The 13298-nt window shown below is 66.6% G+C and carries 14 protein-coding genes; all 14 read right to left on the bottom strand.

Annotated features, from left to right (window positions below):
* Window positions 1-6 precede the first annotated feature (6 nt).
* The 14 genes from acpS to fabF all read right to left on the bottom strand — a co-directional run bounded on the left by acpS (window position 7) and on the right by fabF (window position 13269).
* Window positions 7-447 carry a holo-ACP synthase gene (gene acpS / locus NP80_RS18545; RefSeq protein WP_006401256.1) on the bottom strand — a complete coding sequence of 147 codons (441 nt, stop codon included), beginning with the start codon at window positions 445-447 and terminating at the stop codon, window positions 7-9.
* A gap of 84 nt (window positions 448-531) precedes the next feature.
* Window positions 532-1308 (bottom strand): pyridoxine 5'-phosphate synthase, encoded by a 777-nt coding sequence (gene pdxJ / locus NP80_RS18540; RefSeq protein WP_006401257.1) that lies wholly within the window; start codon window positions 1306-1308, stop codon window positions 532-534.
* On the bottom strand, window positions 1305-2141 hold the full coding sequence (gene recO / locus NP80_RS18535) for a DNA repair protein RecO (protein WP_006409243.1): 837 nt from the start codon (window positions 2139-2141) through the stop codon (window positions 1305-1307). Before recO ends, pdxJ begins: the two co-directional genes overlap by 4 nt.
* Complete coding sequence (gene era, locus NP80_RS18530) at window positions 2128-3027, bottom strand: GTPase Era (RefSeq protein ID WP_006401259.1); 900 nt, start codon at window positions 3025-3027, stop codon at window positions 2128-2130. Before era ends, recO begins: the two co-directional genes overlap by 14 nt.
* A 60-nt stretch (window positions 3028-3087) precedes the next feature.
* A complete protein-coding gene (gene rnc / locus NP80_RS18525) occupies window positions 3088-4296 on the bottom strand; it encodes a ribonuclease III (RefSeq protein WP_006401260.1) in 1209 nt (402 codons plus the stop codon).
* A gap of 153 nt (window positions 4297-4449) precedes the next feature.
* Complete coding sequence (gene lepB / locus NP80_RS18520; RefSeq protein ID WP_006401261.1) at window positions 4450-5343, bottom strand: signal peptidase I; 894 nt, start codon at window positions 5341-5343, stop codon at window positions 4450-4452.
* Between the two features lie 16 nt (window positions 5344-5359).
* Window positions 5360-7153, bottom strand: a complete 1794-nt coding sequence (lepA, locus tag NP80_RS18515) for a translation elongation factor 4 (protein WP_006401262.1) — start codon at window positions 7151-7153, stop codon at window positions 5360-5362.
* 204 nt (window positions 7154-7357) lie between these two features.
* Window positions 7358-7594: a glutaredoxin family protein gene (locus NP80_RS18510; RefSeq protein ID WP_006401264.1), complete on the bottom strand. Its 237-nt coding sequence runs from the start codon at window positions 7592-7594 to the stop codon at window positions 7358-7360.
* Window positions 7595-7600: 6 nt separating this feature from the next.
* Window positions 7601-9073: a DegQ family serine endoprotease gene (locus tag NP80_RS18505; RefSeq protein WP_006408139.1), complete on the bottom strand. Its 1473-nt coding sequence runs from the start codon at window positions 9071-9073 to the stop codon at window positions 7601-7603.
* 16 nt (window positions 9074-9089) lie between these two features.
* Window positions 9090-10142: a MucB/RseB C-terminal domain-containing protein gene (locus tag NP80_RS18500; protein ID WP_035489319.1), complete on the bottom strand. Its 1053-nt coding sequence runs from the start codon at window positions 10140-10142 to the stop codon at window positions 9090-9092.
* Between the two features lie 5 nt (window positions 10143-10147).
* On the bottom strand, window positions 10148-10765 hold the full coding sequence (locus tag NP80_RS18495; RefSeq protein ID WP_006408138.1) for a sigma-E factor negative regulatory protein: 618 nt from the start codon (window positions 10763-10765) through the stop codon (window positions 10148-10150).
* 90 nt (window positions 10766-10855) lie between these two features.
* Window positions 10856-11455 (bottom strand): RNA polymerase sigma factor RpoE, encoded by a 600-nt coding sequence (gene rpoE, locus NP80_RS18490; RefSeq protein WP_006401268.1) that lies wholly within the window; start codon window positions 11453-11455, stop codon window positions 10856-10858.
* Between the two features lie 104 nt (window positions 11456-11559).
* Window positions 11560-12024 (bottom strand): hypothetical protein, encoded by a 465-nt coding sequence (locus NP80_RS18485; protein WP_006401269.1) that lies wholly within the window; start codon window positions 12022-12024, stop codon window positions 11560-11562.
* 12 nt (window positions 12025-12036) lie between these two features.
* On the bottom strand, window positions 12037-13269 hold the full coding sequence (gene fabF, locus NP80_RS18480; protein ID WP_006410745.1) for a beta-ketoacyl-ACP synthase II: 1233 nt from the start codon (window positions 13267-13269) through the stop codon (window positions 12037-12039).
* Window positions 13270-13298 lie beyond the last annotated feature (29 nt).

Below are 13298 nucleotides of genomic sequence, written 5' to 3'. Positions count from 1 at the left end.
AATCCGTCAGGGAGTGGTTCGGGAAACAGCGGTGGGTACGTCGGGCGCAGGCACGTCGGTCTCGGCGATCACGAACGACACCGCGTAATCGCGCTCGTCGCTGACCGTCACGCGCGCGGCGATACCGCGCGCCGCGAGCCAGTCGGCGAGTTCGCCCGATGCGACGACGTACGGCTCGCCGCTCGGCCGGTTGAGCGTCTGCAACGCGCGCCAGGTCATCGGCCAATGCATGCCGAGCCCGATCGCCTTCGAGAACGCTTCCTTCGCGGAAAAGCGCGTCGCGAGAAACGCGATGCCGCGCGCCTCCGAACGTGCGCGGCGCGCATGGAACACGCGCAGTTCGTCGGGGCCGAGTACCTTCTCCGCGAAGCGTCCGCCGGTACGCTCGAGCACGGCCGCGACGCGGCTGACCTGCACGATGTCGGTGCCGATGCCGTAGATCGCCATGTCAGCTCCTTCGCGCCCGCAGCGGCGCCGCGTGCGCGGTCGACAGCCCGCATGCGACGCGCGTCGTACGCAACGACCGCATCGTCAGCGCGCGCCGCCGTGCAGCGCGGCGACGCGAGCCGCGACCATGATCGCCTTCATCTCCCGCACGGCATTGTCCCAGCCCGCGAAGATTGCGTGCGCGACGATCGCATGGCCGATGTTCAATTCGACGATGCCGTCGATCGCGGCGATCTGCTGCACGTTCGTGTAATGCAAGCCGTGCCCCGCGTTCACCTTCAGGCCGAGCTGCGTGCCGGTCTGCACGCCGGCGACGATGCGCTCGTATTCGCGCTGCTGCTCCGCTTCGTCGTGCGCATCGGCGTAGCGGCCCGTATGCAGTTCGATCACCGGCGCGCCCGCTTCGTGCGCGGCGCGAATCTGCGTGTCGTCCGGGTCGATGAACAGCGACACGCGCACGCCCGCATCGGCCAGCTGCTTGCACGCGGCGCGCACGGCCTCGAAACGGCCCGCGACGTCGAGCCCGCCTTCGGTCGTCAGTTCCTCGCGCTTTTCGGGCACGAGACACGCATCGTGCGGACGCACGTCGCACGCGATGTCGAGCATCTCGGCGGTCACCGCGCATTCGAGATTCATGCGCGTCTTCAGCAGCGGACGCAGCTTGCGTACATCGGCATCGACGATGTGACGGCGATCCTCGCGCAAATGCAGCGTGATCGCGTCCGCACCGGCTTCCTCCGCGGCGAGCGCCGCACGGATCGGATCGGGATAGGTCGTGCCGCGCGCGTTGCGCAGCGTCGCGACGTGGTCGATGTTCACGCCGAGGTCGATGGCGGTGGGCGTCGTCAGGAAGAAGCTCATAGGTTTTGCAGGTCGATCAGGATCTGTCGCGTGGCGAGCGGCGTGCCGCCGAGATAAGTGTTCAGCAGGAAGCGCATCAGCGTCTTGCTTTGCGTCACCGTCTGGGGTCGATGGTAATCGTCCTGCTCCATGTCGAGCAACGTCTGCCCGGAAACGATCGGCCAGTGCGACGGGACGTCGTCGTCCGCGGGGCGCACGCCGCGTTCCGGATCGAACACGTAGCGTTGGTCGGGTTCGACGGCGCGACGCGCGACCGTCCGGTTCAGCGCCATCGCATAGCCGGTCTCGCGCAGCAGCACGCGCTCGAACGAACGCAGCACCTGCACGGCCGGCTCGCCGTGCGCGAGGCGCGTGAGCGTCAGCACATAGTGGTTGAACAGCGGCGGTTGCGGATCCTCGCGCGCGCAGAACTTGACGAGCAGTTCGTTCGCATAGAAGCCGCACAGCAACGCGTCGCCCGCGAGCGGCAGCATCCCGCCGACCCATTCGGCGCCCGTCAGCGTGCGGACCTCGGACTTGCCGGACCACGACAGCAGCAGCGGCTGAAACGTCTGCAGCACGCCGCGCAACGCGGAGTGCGGACGCTTCGCGCCCTTCGCGACGAGCGCGAGACGGCCGTGATCGCGCGTCAGCACGTCGACGATCAGGCTGGTTTCCCGATACGGATAGCTGTGCAGCACGAACGCCGGCTGCTCGGCGACGCGGAACTCGGACGTGCGGGCGGTCGCGCGCCGCGTCTTGCGCGGCGGCGCCGGCGGTGCAGGCAGCGGCGCGTCGTTCGCGCCGGCCGTTACCGCGTCTTCGGTCGACGCAGATGCGTCATTCGTACCCATAGGCGCGCAGCCCCGCCTCGTTGTCGGCCCAGCCGCTCTTCACCTTCACGAAGGTTTCGAGGTACACGGGGCCGTCGAACAGCTTTTCCATGTCCATCCGCGCCTCGGTGCTGATCTGCTTGAGCTTCGCGCCCTTCTTGCCGATCACCATCGCCTTGTGCGAGTCGCGCTCGACCAGAATCGTCGCGAAGATGCGCTTCAGGCGCCCTTCCTCCTCGAACTTGTCGATCACGACGGTGCTCGTGTAAGGCAGTTCGTCGCCGGTCCAGCGAAACACCTTCTCGCGCAGGATCTCGGCGGCGAGAAAGCGCGCGCTGCGATCGGTGAGGTCGTCCTCGCCGTAGATCGGCTCGCCTTCAGGCAGATACGGCTTGATCGTCTCGAGCAGACGCTGGATGTCCTCGGGATGCTTCGCCGACAGCGGCACGATTTCCGCAAACTCGCGCAGCGCGCTGACCTGCTGCATGAACGGATAAAGCGTGGTCTTGTCGTTCACGCGGTCGAGCTTGTTCGCGATCAGCAGCGTCGGCACGCCCGGCGGAATCAGGTCGAGCACCTTCTGATCGTCGGGGCCGAAGCGGCCGGCCTCGATCACGAACAGGATCGCGTCGACCGACGTCAGCGTCGACGTGACGGCGCGGTTCAGCGAACGATTCAGTGCCGTGCTGTGGCGGGTCTGGAAGCCGGGCGTATCGACGAAGATGTACTGCGCGTCTTCGGTCGTGTTGATGCCGGTGATCCGGTGGCGCGTCGTCTGCGCCTTGCGCGACGTAATGCTGATCTTCTGGCCGACGAGCGCGTTCATCAGCGTCGACTTGCCGACGTTCGGACGGCCCACGATCGCGATCATGCCGCAGCGGAAACCAGTAGGAGCGGGAGCGTTCATATCGATTGGGAGACAGGTTCGGAACCGGCCGCGCGGTGCGCGGCGCGATCGATGGGCAATTCAGTGGTCGGCATCGGCGACGCGCGCCGGCGCGGCGGCCACGCTCGCGGCGCCCGCCGACGTATCGGGGCCGGCAGCGGCGACGTCGGGCACGCGCGCCGCGGTGCGCGCATCGGCGGCCGCCGACTTGTCGGGGCGCGATGCCGTGTCGCCGGAAGCTGTCGAGGCGTCCGATGCGGCGCCGGCCGGCTTGTCGGCCGCACGCGGCGCGGCGTCGGCGCGATCGGGCGCTTTTTCGGCCGCCGGCTTGTCCGCCGCGGCTTTCGCGGCGCGCTCACCCTTGTCGGCCGCGGTTTCGACATGCGCCGCGCGAATCGCGGCAACGGGAGCGACGGCCGGCCGTTCGGCCGGCTCCACGCCCGTTGCGGCAGCTGCCGCTGCAGCCTTCGCGTCGCGCGCAGCCGCGCGCTCCTTGCGCTCCGGCGAACGCAGATCGAGCGCTTCCTGCACGCCCTTCACGCCCGGCACGATCTCGGGTTCCGCCTGCTTGGCCGCGCGCGCGCTCTTGGAGCGCTTCGGCTTCGCCGCCAACATCGGCGCGGCCGCCATCACCTCGTCGAGCGCCTTCTTCGCGGCGGCCTGCTCGGCCGCGCGCCGGCTCGCGCCGGAACCTGACACCTTCACGTCGAGCTTCGGCACCGTACATTCCACTTCGAACTGCTGATTGTGCGCCGCACCATGCGTCGCGACGACGGTGTACGTCGGCAGCGCGATCTTGTGGCCCTGCAGGTATTCCTGCAGCAGCGTCTTGGCGTCCTTGCCCAGCGTGCGCGGATCGATGTGGTCGAGGATCGGCACGTAAAGGCGCTTGATGACCCCTTGGGCGGCTTCGAAGCCGCCATCGAGGAACACCGCCCCGATGATGGCTTCGAACGCGTCCGCGAGGATCGACGGGCGGCGGAAGCCGCCGCTGCGCAGCTCGCCTTCGCCGAGCCGCAAGCCTTCCGAGATATTGAGGGCCTGAGCGATTTCGTACAGCGACTGCTGCTTGACGAGATTCGCGCGCACGCGCGACAGGTCCCCTTCGTCGAGCTTGCCGAAACGCTGGAACAAAAGGGCGGCCACCGCGCAATTCAGAACGGAATCGCCGAGAAACTCGAGCCGCTCGTTGTGCGTGGCACTGTGACTGCGATGGGTCAAAGCCTGGCGCAACAATTCCGCATTGCGAAATTCGTAGCGCAGCCGGCTTTCCAACTGGGATAGGGGCATGTGCAGGAGTATAACGCGGGCGCCGTTCGGGCCGAAACGGCGCGGCCGGACGCGAAAAGGCGTGACGAAGCGGTGTTACCGCCGGTTTTTAAAGTAGTTCGGCAATACGCGGCGCGGCCCGTGCGCCGCGTATTGCATGCGAGCCGAGCGCGATCAGTTAAAGGAACCGATGCGCTTCAGGTCGCTGAAGTTCATCCAGATGAAGAACGCGCGGCCGACGATGTTCTTGTCGGGCACGAAGCCCCAGTAGCGGCTGTCCGCGCTGTTGTCGCGGTTGTCGCCCATCATGAAGTAGTGGCCCGGCGGCACCTTGCAGATCACGCCGCGGCTGTTGTACGTGCAGTTGTCGCGATACGGATAGTCATATGCGCCCATCACGAACGGCGGCACGGCCGGGTTGTTCAGGATCGCGTTCTTCTTGTTGCCGATCGTCTCCTCGAACTGCTTCGCGTAATTCTGCCGCTCGTCGTCGAAGTAATCGGGCAGCGGCGTTTCGGGCACCGGCTGGCCGTTGATCGTCAGCTGCTTGTCCTGATACGCGACCGTATCGCCCGGCAGACCGATCACGCGCTTGATGTAGTCGACCGATTCGTCCTTCGGGTAGCGGAACACGACGACGTCGCCGCGCGCGAGCGGGCTGCCCTGCGTGATCTTCGTGTTCGTGATCGGCATGCGCAGCCCGTACTCGAACTTGTTCACGAGGATGAAGTCGCCGACGAGCAGCGTCGGCACCATCGAGCCCGACGGAATCTTGAACGGCTCGACGATGAACGAACGCACGACGAACACCGCGAGAATCACCGGGAAAAAGCTCGCCGTGTATTCGAGCCACCACGGCTGGCGCAGCTTCTCGTCGCGCAGCTTCGAGCGCGTCTGCACCGCGTTTTCGTCTGCGAAACGCTTGTCGATCCGCGACTGCTGCCGATCGAACTCTTCGACCGCCGCCTCGGCCGCCTTGCGGCGCCGCGGCAGGAACACCAGTTTGTCGAGCACCCACGCTACGCCCGTCACGATGACGAGCACAAAAAGAATCAGCGCAAAATTCATAAAAGGATCAGTCCTGTTATTTGTCTTCGACGCGCAAGATCGCGAGGAACGCCTCCTGCGGGATCTCGACCGAACCCACCTGCTTCATTCGTTTCTTGCCTTCTTTCTGCTTCTCGAGCAGCTTCTTCTTACGCGTGATGTCGCCGCCGTAGCACTTCGCGAGCACGTTCTTGCGCAACGCCTTGATGTTCTCGCGCGCGATGATGTGCGCGCCGATCGCAGCCTGGATCGCCACGTCGTACATCTGCCGCGGGATGATTTCGCGCATCTTCGCGGCGACTTCGCGGCCACGGTACTGCGACTGCGAACGGTGGACGATGATCGACAGCGCGTCGACCTTGTCGCCGTTGATCAGCATGTCGACCTTGACGACGTCCGACGAGCGGTATTCCTTGAACTCGTAGTCCATCGATGCATAGCCGCGCGACACCGACTTCAGGCGATCGAAGAAGTCGAGCACGATCTCGGCCATCGGGATTTCGTACGTGAGCTGCACCTGGCGGCCGTGATACTGCATGTTGATCTGCGAGCCGCGCTTCTGTTCGCACAGCGTGATCACGGAGCCGACGTAGTCCTGCGGCATGTACAGGTTCACGGTGACGATCGGCTCGCGGATCTCGGCGATGCGCGCGGGCTCCGGCATCTTCGCCGGGTTCTCGACCATGATCGTCGAGCCGTCGCTCTGCACGACCTCGTAGACGACCGTCGGTGCGGTCGTGATGAGGTCCATGTCGAATTCGCGCTCGAGCCGCTCCTGCACGATTTCCATGTGCAGCAGCCCGAGGAAGCCGCAGCGGAAACCGAAGCCGAGCGCCTGCGACACTTCCGGCTCGTACTGCAGCGATGCGTCGTTGAGCTTCAGCTTCTCGAGCGATTCGCGCAGCGCGTCGTACTGGTTCGCCTCGACCGGATAGAGGCCCGCGAACACCTGCGGCTTCACTTCCTTGAAGCCCGGCAGCGGCTCGGCAGCGGCCTTCGTCGCATGCGTGACCGTATCGCCGACCTTCGCGGCCGTCAGTTCCTTGATGCCGGCGATGATGAAGCCCACCTGCCCCGCCGACAGCGATTCCAGATTGCGCGACTTCGGCGTGAACACGCCGATGTGCTCGACCGGGTACTGCGCGCCGGTCGCCATCAGCTTGATCTTGTCCTTCGGACGCAGCGTGCCGTTCACGATGCGCACGAGCATCACGACGCCGACGTAGTTGTCGAACCAGGAGTCGATGATCAGCGCCTGCAGCGGCGCGGCCGGATCGCCCTTCGGCGGCGGCACCTTCGCGATCAGCGCCTCGAGCACGTCCTCGACGCCGAGGCCCGTCTTCGCGCTGCAGCGCGTGGCGTCGGACGCGTCGATGCCGATCACGTCCTCGATCTCGGCGATCGCGTTCTCGGGGTTCGCGGCCGGCAGGTCGATCTTGTTCAGCACCGGCACGACCTCGACGCCGAGCTCGATCGCCGTGTAGCAGTTCGCGACCGTCTGCGCTTCGACGCCCTGGCTTGCATCGACGACGAGCAGCGCGCCCTCGCACGCGGACAGCGAACGGCTGACCTCGTACGAGAAATCGACGTGCCCCGGCGTATCGATCAGGTTCAGGTTGTAGACCTTGCCGTCGCGCGCGCGATACGATAATGCAGCCGTCTGCGCCTTGATCGTGATGCCGCGCTCGCGCTCGATGTCCATCGAGTCGAGCACCTGCGCTTCCATTTCACGGTCGGCGAGACCGCCGCAGACCTGGATGATGCGATCCGCGAGCGTCGACTTGCCATGGTCGATGTGCGCGATGATCGAGAAATTGCGAATATGATCCATTCAGTGCCGATCAAGCGAAAAAGGCGCGCTCGACGACCGCGGAGCACGCCTTGTAAGTCGGTGAAAAAACGGCCTATTTTAGCCGAAAAGGCCTTCGCCGGGCGGTAATTTGGGCTTGCCGGTAGGGGCCGCCGGTTGGGCTTGCCGGTTGCGCTCGCCCGCCTCGGCGCCGCGCGGACCGCCCGCATGCCTCGAACGACGCCCTCAGCGTCGCGCCGCGAGCGCGTTGCGCACCTTCGCGTCGTCGAAGCGGTGCCGGCATACCTCGGTGCCGTCCAGCAGCAGCACCGGCACGTCCTCGTCGTAGCGCGCGACGAGCGCCGGATCGGCATCGATGTCGACATAGTCGACCGCCACGCCGAATTCGGCGGCGACCGGTGCCAGCGCGTCGCGCATGTCGTCGCAGAGATGGCACCAGCCGCGGCCGTAGAGCGTGAACATCGCGCGTTACTTCTGGCGCGGCCGCACCGGCACGAACTGCGTGTTGTCGCCGCGTCGCACGAGCACCGCGACGGCCTTCTGCGCGTCGAGCTGCGACGTCACTTCGGCGAACTGCTTCGCGCTAATGATGTCGGTGTCGCCGACGCGCAGCACGATGTCGCCGCGCTGCAGGCCGGCGCGCGCGGCCGGACCGTCGACGCCGTCCACCTGCACGCCGTTCTTCAGCTTCAACGCCTTCAGCTGATCGGCCGACAGGTCGCTGACCGTCAGGCCGAGCGCATTGCTCTGGCGCGGCTTCTGCGGCGCGTTCTTGCGCGGATCGGCCTTCGCGGTCGTATCGGACGGCGTCTCCGCGATCGTGATCGGCAGGTCGCGCGCCTGACCCTTGCGCCATACGGTGACGGTCGCCTTCGTGCCCGGCTTCGTGTCGCCGACCATGCGCGGCAGGTCGGATGCCGTATCGACCGCGCGGCCGTTGAACTTCAGGATGATGTCGCCCGGCTGGACGCCCGCCTTGTCGGCCGGGCCGCCCGGCTCGACGCTGCTGACGAGCGCGCCCTCCGCCTTCGGCAGTCCGATCGAGTCGGCCACGTCCTTCGTCACCTCGCCGATCGCGACCGCGATCCGGCCGCGCGTGACCTTGCCGGTCGCTTTCAGCTGATCGGCGACGCGCATCGCCTCGTCGATCGGGATCGCGAACGAAATGCCCATGAAGCCGCCGGTGCGGCTGTAGATCTGCGAATTGATGCCGATCACCTCGCCCTGCATGTTGATCAGCGGGCCGCCCGAGTTGCCGGGGTTCACGGCGACGTCGGTCTGGATGAACGGCAGGTAATCGCCGGTGTTGCGGCTCTTCGAGCTGACGATACCGGCCGTGACCGTGTTGTCGAGGCCGAACGGCGAGCCGATCGCGACGACCCACTCGCCGACGCGCACCTTGTTGGAATCGCCGATCGCGACGACCGGCAGATTCGACGCCTGGATCTTCACGACCGCGACGTCCGTGCGGTCGTCGACGCCGATCAGCTTCGCCTTGAATTCGCGCTTGTCGGTGAGCGTCACGTAGATCGTGTCCGCGTCGTCGACGACGTGCGCGTTCGTCATCACGTAGCCGTCGGCCGAGACGATGAAGCCCGAGCCGACGCCGCGGTTCTGCTCGGTGTCGGGCGGGTTGTCGGGCGCCGGTGCGTTTTTGGGATTGCCGGGCGCCTGCGGCAGCGGAATGCCGAAGAAGCGCCGGAAGAATTCCGACATGTCGCCGTTGTCGAAACCGGGCGGCAGCCCGCCGCGCGGGCCGGACGGCACGTTCGCGGTGGTGCGGATGTTCACGACGGCCGGCCCGACCTTTTCGACCAGATCGGCGAAATCGGGCAGGCTGGCAGCGGGGACCGGCGCGGCGGCCGCGGTGTGCGGCACGAGCGGCAGGCAGGCGGACAGCGCCGCCGCCGCAAGCCATTTGCGCAGCGTGATTTTCATCATGTCGGAAGCCGTAGCGTTACTTGGAAGCCTTGTATTCTATGGCAGACGCGAACTGCTGCAACGTTGCCGGCGGCACTTCGCCGAGCACGGTGATCCAGTAGTCGCCGCGGCGCTTGACGAGCACGTGCGTCGCGCCGGTGCTGCCCGCGCCTTCCTTGCGCGAATTCTTTTCGGCCGGTTCGATGAAGACGGAGATCGTCGCGAGCCCGTCGGTGAACACGGCCTGATCGACTGCGATCGGCGGATCGCCCGCATCGCGCGCGGCCATCGGCCGGCGCACCTCGCGGATCTTCTGGAAGCCCGCGACGCCCGGTGCGATCTGCCAGCCCTGCGCCTCCATGTCGACCGTCGCCACCGGCGGACGGACGACCGTCCAGCCGCCGAGGTTGCGCATGCCGGCCGCGATCGCAGCCTTGTCGCCGCCGGCCGCGCCCGTCTGCAGCTGCGAGAACGCGATCTGCTCGAGTACGCGATCGTTCGCGTCGAGCGTCTGCGAGCGCAGCAGCAGGCCCGTGCGCGCATCGACCCACAGCTTGTAGGTAAAACGATAGGCGTCCTTCGGGACGAGTTCGACGACCTGCGCGTCGATGCCGGCGACGCGATCCTTGCCGAGCAGCTTCGCGTCGTAGACGGACATCACGTGCTCGCCGCTCGCGCCGAGCAGCGCGGGGAACGAATCGCGCGTCTGCCGGCGCTCGACCACGCAGAGCTTGCGCTCGGGCACGAAGGTATAGAGTTCGTCGTTATGGCGCAGCAGCTTGCGCGGCTTGCCGTCGAGCGTTTCGATCCGTTCGAACTCGCCGTCGCGCGACGCGATGTGCGCGATGCGCGACGACTGGACGTAGCCGCCGCGCTGATAGACGAACGTGCCTTCGTAGGTCTGCTGCTGCGCCGCCTGCTGGATGCGGTCGAGCCATTCCGCGGCGGCCTTGCGGGTCGCGACGGGATCGTCCGGTTGCTGGGCGCTGGCAGGAAGGGATTGAACGGACAACAGCGCGGCTGCGCAAAGCAGGAGGGCCGGCAGCCGCTTCCATCCGGAGATGGCGTGATTCAACCGCAATGTCCGCATCGAGTTTATTGGCCTGGCGTGGTGGACACGGCAGCGCGGATCAGCGGCATCGAGCCCGTGACGACGGGCTGCTGCGCGAATTGCTGGTGCGCTTCAAGGTATTGATCGAGACTCGCGTCGCGAATGATGTTGACGTCCTGCAGCCCCGGCTGTGCCGATGCCTGCGCAACCGTCACGCGCTGCAGGCCGCCGTTCGCCGGTGCACCGACCGACGCGACCTGGACGGCGCCCGGCGTGCCGGCCGTCTGCATCTGCGGAACGACGATCCACGTCAGCGTGGCCGCCGCGGCAGCGACGGCGAACGCGGGCACCACGCGACGGCGCAGCGACAGCAGCTTGCGGGTGACGGGCGCGGCCGCCGGCGCGAGCAGGTGCGGCTCGGCTTCGAGCGCGGCCGACATGCGCGCGGTGAACGCGGCGCTCAGCGCGGGCGACAGCGCCAGCTCGTCCGAGCGCAGCGCATCGCCGATCAGGTGGTAGTGGGCCCACGCAGCGCGATCCGCGCGGTCGAGCTCAGCCAGAAACTGCCCGTGATCCGGGCCGTCGAACATTTCGCCGTCGACCAGAGCGGAAAGGCGCTCGCCGTGCGAGCACGCTTGCGACTGCGTATTGACCGACCCCATGATGCTCCCCATCTTGCACACCCCGTCGTGACTTCACGACTCTATCCGTAACTAGACCCCGACCCGCGTCGTTGCGCCCGTCGGCGGCGCTTACCAGCGCTTGCCTTCCGGCGTATCGAGCAGCGGACGCAATTTCGCAGCGATTGCCTCGCGCGCCCGGAAAATCCGCGACCGGACCGTGCCGATCGGACAGCCCATCATTTCCGCGATTTCCTCGTAGCTGAGACCTTCGATCTCGCGCAGCGTGATCGCCTGGCGCAACTCCTCCGGCAGCGCGGCCATCGCCGTGTTGACCGTTTCGGCAATCTGCTTGCTCATCAACATCGACTCAGGCGTGTTGATATCCCTTAGTTGGTCTGCGTCGGAGAAAGTTTCCGCCTCCTCGGCATCGGCCTCGGTCGACGTCGGCGCCCGGCGGCCCTGCGTCGCAAGGTAGTTCTTGGCCGTATTGACGGCAATCCGGTACAACCACGTGTAGAACGCGGACTCGCCGCGAAACTGCGGCAACGCCCGATACGCCTTGATGAACGCGTCCTGCGCCACATCCTCGACCTCGGCGGGGTCCCGCACGAGGCGCGAGATCAGCCGAATGATCTTGCGGTGGTATTTGGAGACCAGGAGTTCGAACGCTGCCTTGTCGCCTTTCTGAACGCGCTCGACCAGAACCTGATCGATTTCTTTTTCACTCACCTGACAAATCCGTTAACTAGGGATGCAACGCGGAGCGCTATTGTAGCGTTCCCGCGCCGGCCGCTGCGCGTGCCGCTGGTTACGCGTCGTAACAGCCCGTGCCGTCATGCGCGCGCCGCCCGGCCCGCGCTGCGCGCGAGCACCGCCAGTGCGCTGAACGACGCGCCGTCGAGCGCATCGGCCGGAATCAGTAGCGGCCGCGCCCGCCGGGCGCCCTGCCCGACCGACAGCACGAGCAGCAGGCTGCTCCAGTGCGCATGCCCGGTCACGCGACCGCGCGCGAGCAGCCGGCCGCCGCGGCCAAACGCCGCAACTTCCCCGAATGCATCGATCTGCAGCTCGTGCGGCAAGCGCCGCGCGCATGCGCGCACCGCGCCGATCGCGAGCAGCGCCGCCGTGGCGGCCGCAACGCATGCGCCCGTGACGATGCCGGCCCGCGGCGCGCAGAAAAGGTACGCGGATGCCGCGGCCGCCGCGACGAACGCGGCCAGCACGACATACGACACGGCCGAGGCCCGCAGCGAGAAACGCTGCGGACGCCCGGCCGGTGCATCGAATGGACTCGTCAAGCGATGTAGGCGTCAGACGCGCTTGAACACCAGCGTGCCGTTGGTGCCGCCGAAGCCGAAGTTGTTCTTCACGGCCACGTCGATCTTCATCTCACGCGCGGTGTTCGCGCAGTAGTCGAGATCGCACTCCGGGTCCTGGTTGAAGATGTTGATGGTCGGCGGCGAGACGTTGTTGTGCAGCGCGAGCACCGTGAACACCGATTCGAGGCCGCCCGCGCCGCCCAGCAGGTGGCCCGTCATCGACTTCGTCGAGTTCACGACGATCTTGTAGGCGTGATCGCCGAAAGCCGCCTTCACCGCGTCGGATTCGTTCTTGTCGCCGAGCGGCGTCGACGTGCCGTGCGCGTTCAGGTACTGAACCTCGTCCGCGTTCACGCCGGCGTCGCGCAGCGCCGCGACCATGCAGCGGCGCGGGCCGTCCATGTTCGGCGCGGTCATGTGGTACGCGTCGCCCGTCATGCCGAAGCCCGCGACTTCCGCGTAGATCTTCGCGCCGCGCGCCTTCGCCGACTCGTACTCCTCGAGCACCATCACGCCGGCCCCTTCGCCGAGCACGAAGCCGTCACGCTCCTTGTCCCACGGACGCGACGCGGTGGCCGGATCGTCGTTGCGGGTCGACAGCGCGCGCGCGGCCGCAAAGCCGCCGATGCCGAGCGGCGACACCGTCGATTCGGCGCCGCCGGCAACCATCACGTCCGCGTCGCCGGCCTGGATCAGGCGCGCCGCGAGGCCGATGCTGTGCAGGCCGGTCGTGCAGGCCGTGACGGCGGCGAGGTTCGGGCCTTTCAGGCCGAACATGATGCTCAGGTGGGCCGAGATCATGTTGATGATCGAACCCGGCACGAAAAACGGCGAAATACGGCGTGCGCCGCGATCGACGTAGGTCTGGTGCGTGTCTTCGATCATCGGCAGACCGCCGATGCCCGAGCCGACCAGCACGCCGATGCGTTCGGCATTCGCTTCGGTCACTTCCAGCCCGCTGTCCTTCAGCGCCTGGATGCCGGCCGCGATGCCGTAATGGATGAACGTATCCATGTTGCGGGCTTCCTTCGCCGGGATGTATTCCTCGGCGTTGAAACCCTTCACCTCGCCCGCGAAATGCACGGCCAGGTTCGACGCATCGAACTTCGTGACGGTGGCGATACCGGACTTGCCGGCGACGAGATTGGCCCAGCCGTCGGCAACATTATTGCCAACAGGCGAAATCAGCCCCAGGCCTGTAACGACAACACGACGGCGGCTCACGGTAACCTCTTTTCCATTGGATGACAAAA

The organism is Burkholderia multivorans ATCC BAA-247, from assembly GCF_000959525.1.
GTDB classification, from domain to species: Bacteria; Pseudomonadota; Gammaproteobacteria; order Burkholderiales; family Burkholderiaceae; genus Burkholderia; species Burkholderia multivorans.
This window is presented reverse-complemented; position numbering and strand designations above follow the sequence as displayed.

Excerpts from the sequence above, each read along its gene's own strand:
- acpS (WP_006401256.1), bottom strand. The coding sequence starts at position 447 with ATGGCGATCTACGGCATCGGCACCGACATCGTGCAGGTCAGCCGCGTC.
- pdxJ (WP_006401257.1), bottom strand. The coding sequence starts at position 1,308 with ATGAGCTTCTTCCTGACGACGCCCACCGCCATCGACCTCGGCGTGAAC.
- recO (WP_006409243.1), bottom strand. The coding sequence starts at position 2,141 with ATGGGTACGAATGACGCATCTGCGTCGACCGAAGACGCGGTAACGGCC.
- era (WP_006401259.1), bottom strand. The coding sequence starts at position 3,027 with ATGAACGCTCCCGCTCCTACTGGTTTCCGCTGCGGCATGATCGCGATC.
- rnc (WP_006401260.1), bottom strand. The coding sequence starts at position 4,296 with ATGCCCCTATCCCAGTTGGAAAGCCGGCTGCGCTACGAATTTCGCAAT.
- lepB (WP_006401261.1), bottom strand. The coding sequence starts at position 5,343 with ATGAATTTTGCGCTGATTCTTTTTGTGCTCGTCATCGTGACGGGCGTA.
- lepA (WP_006401262.1), bottom strand. The coding sequence starts at position 7,153 with ATGGATCATATTCGCAATTTCTCGATCATCGCGCACATCGACCATGGC.
- NP80_RS18510 (WP_006401264.1), bottom strand. The coding sequence starts at position 7,594 with ATGTTCACGCTCTACGGCCGCGGCTGGTGCCATCTCTGCGACGACATG.
- NP80_RS18505 (WP_006408139.1), bottom strand. The coding sequence starts at position 9,073 with ATGATGAAAATCACGCTGCGCAAATGGCTTGCGGCGGCGGCGCTGTCC.
- NP80_RS18500 (WP_035489319.1), bottom strand. The coding sequence starts at position 10,142 with ATGCGGACATTGCGGTTGAATCACGCCATCTCCGGATGGAAGCGGCTG.
- NP80_RS18495 (WP_006408138.1), bottom strand. The coding sequence starts at position 10,765 with ATGGGGTCGGTCAATACGCAGTCGCAAGCGTGCTCGCACGGCGAGCGC.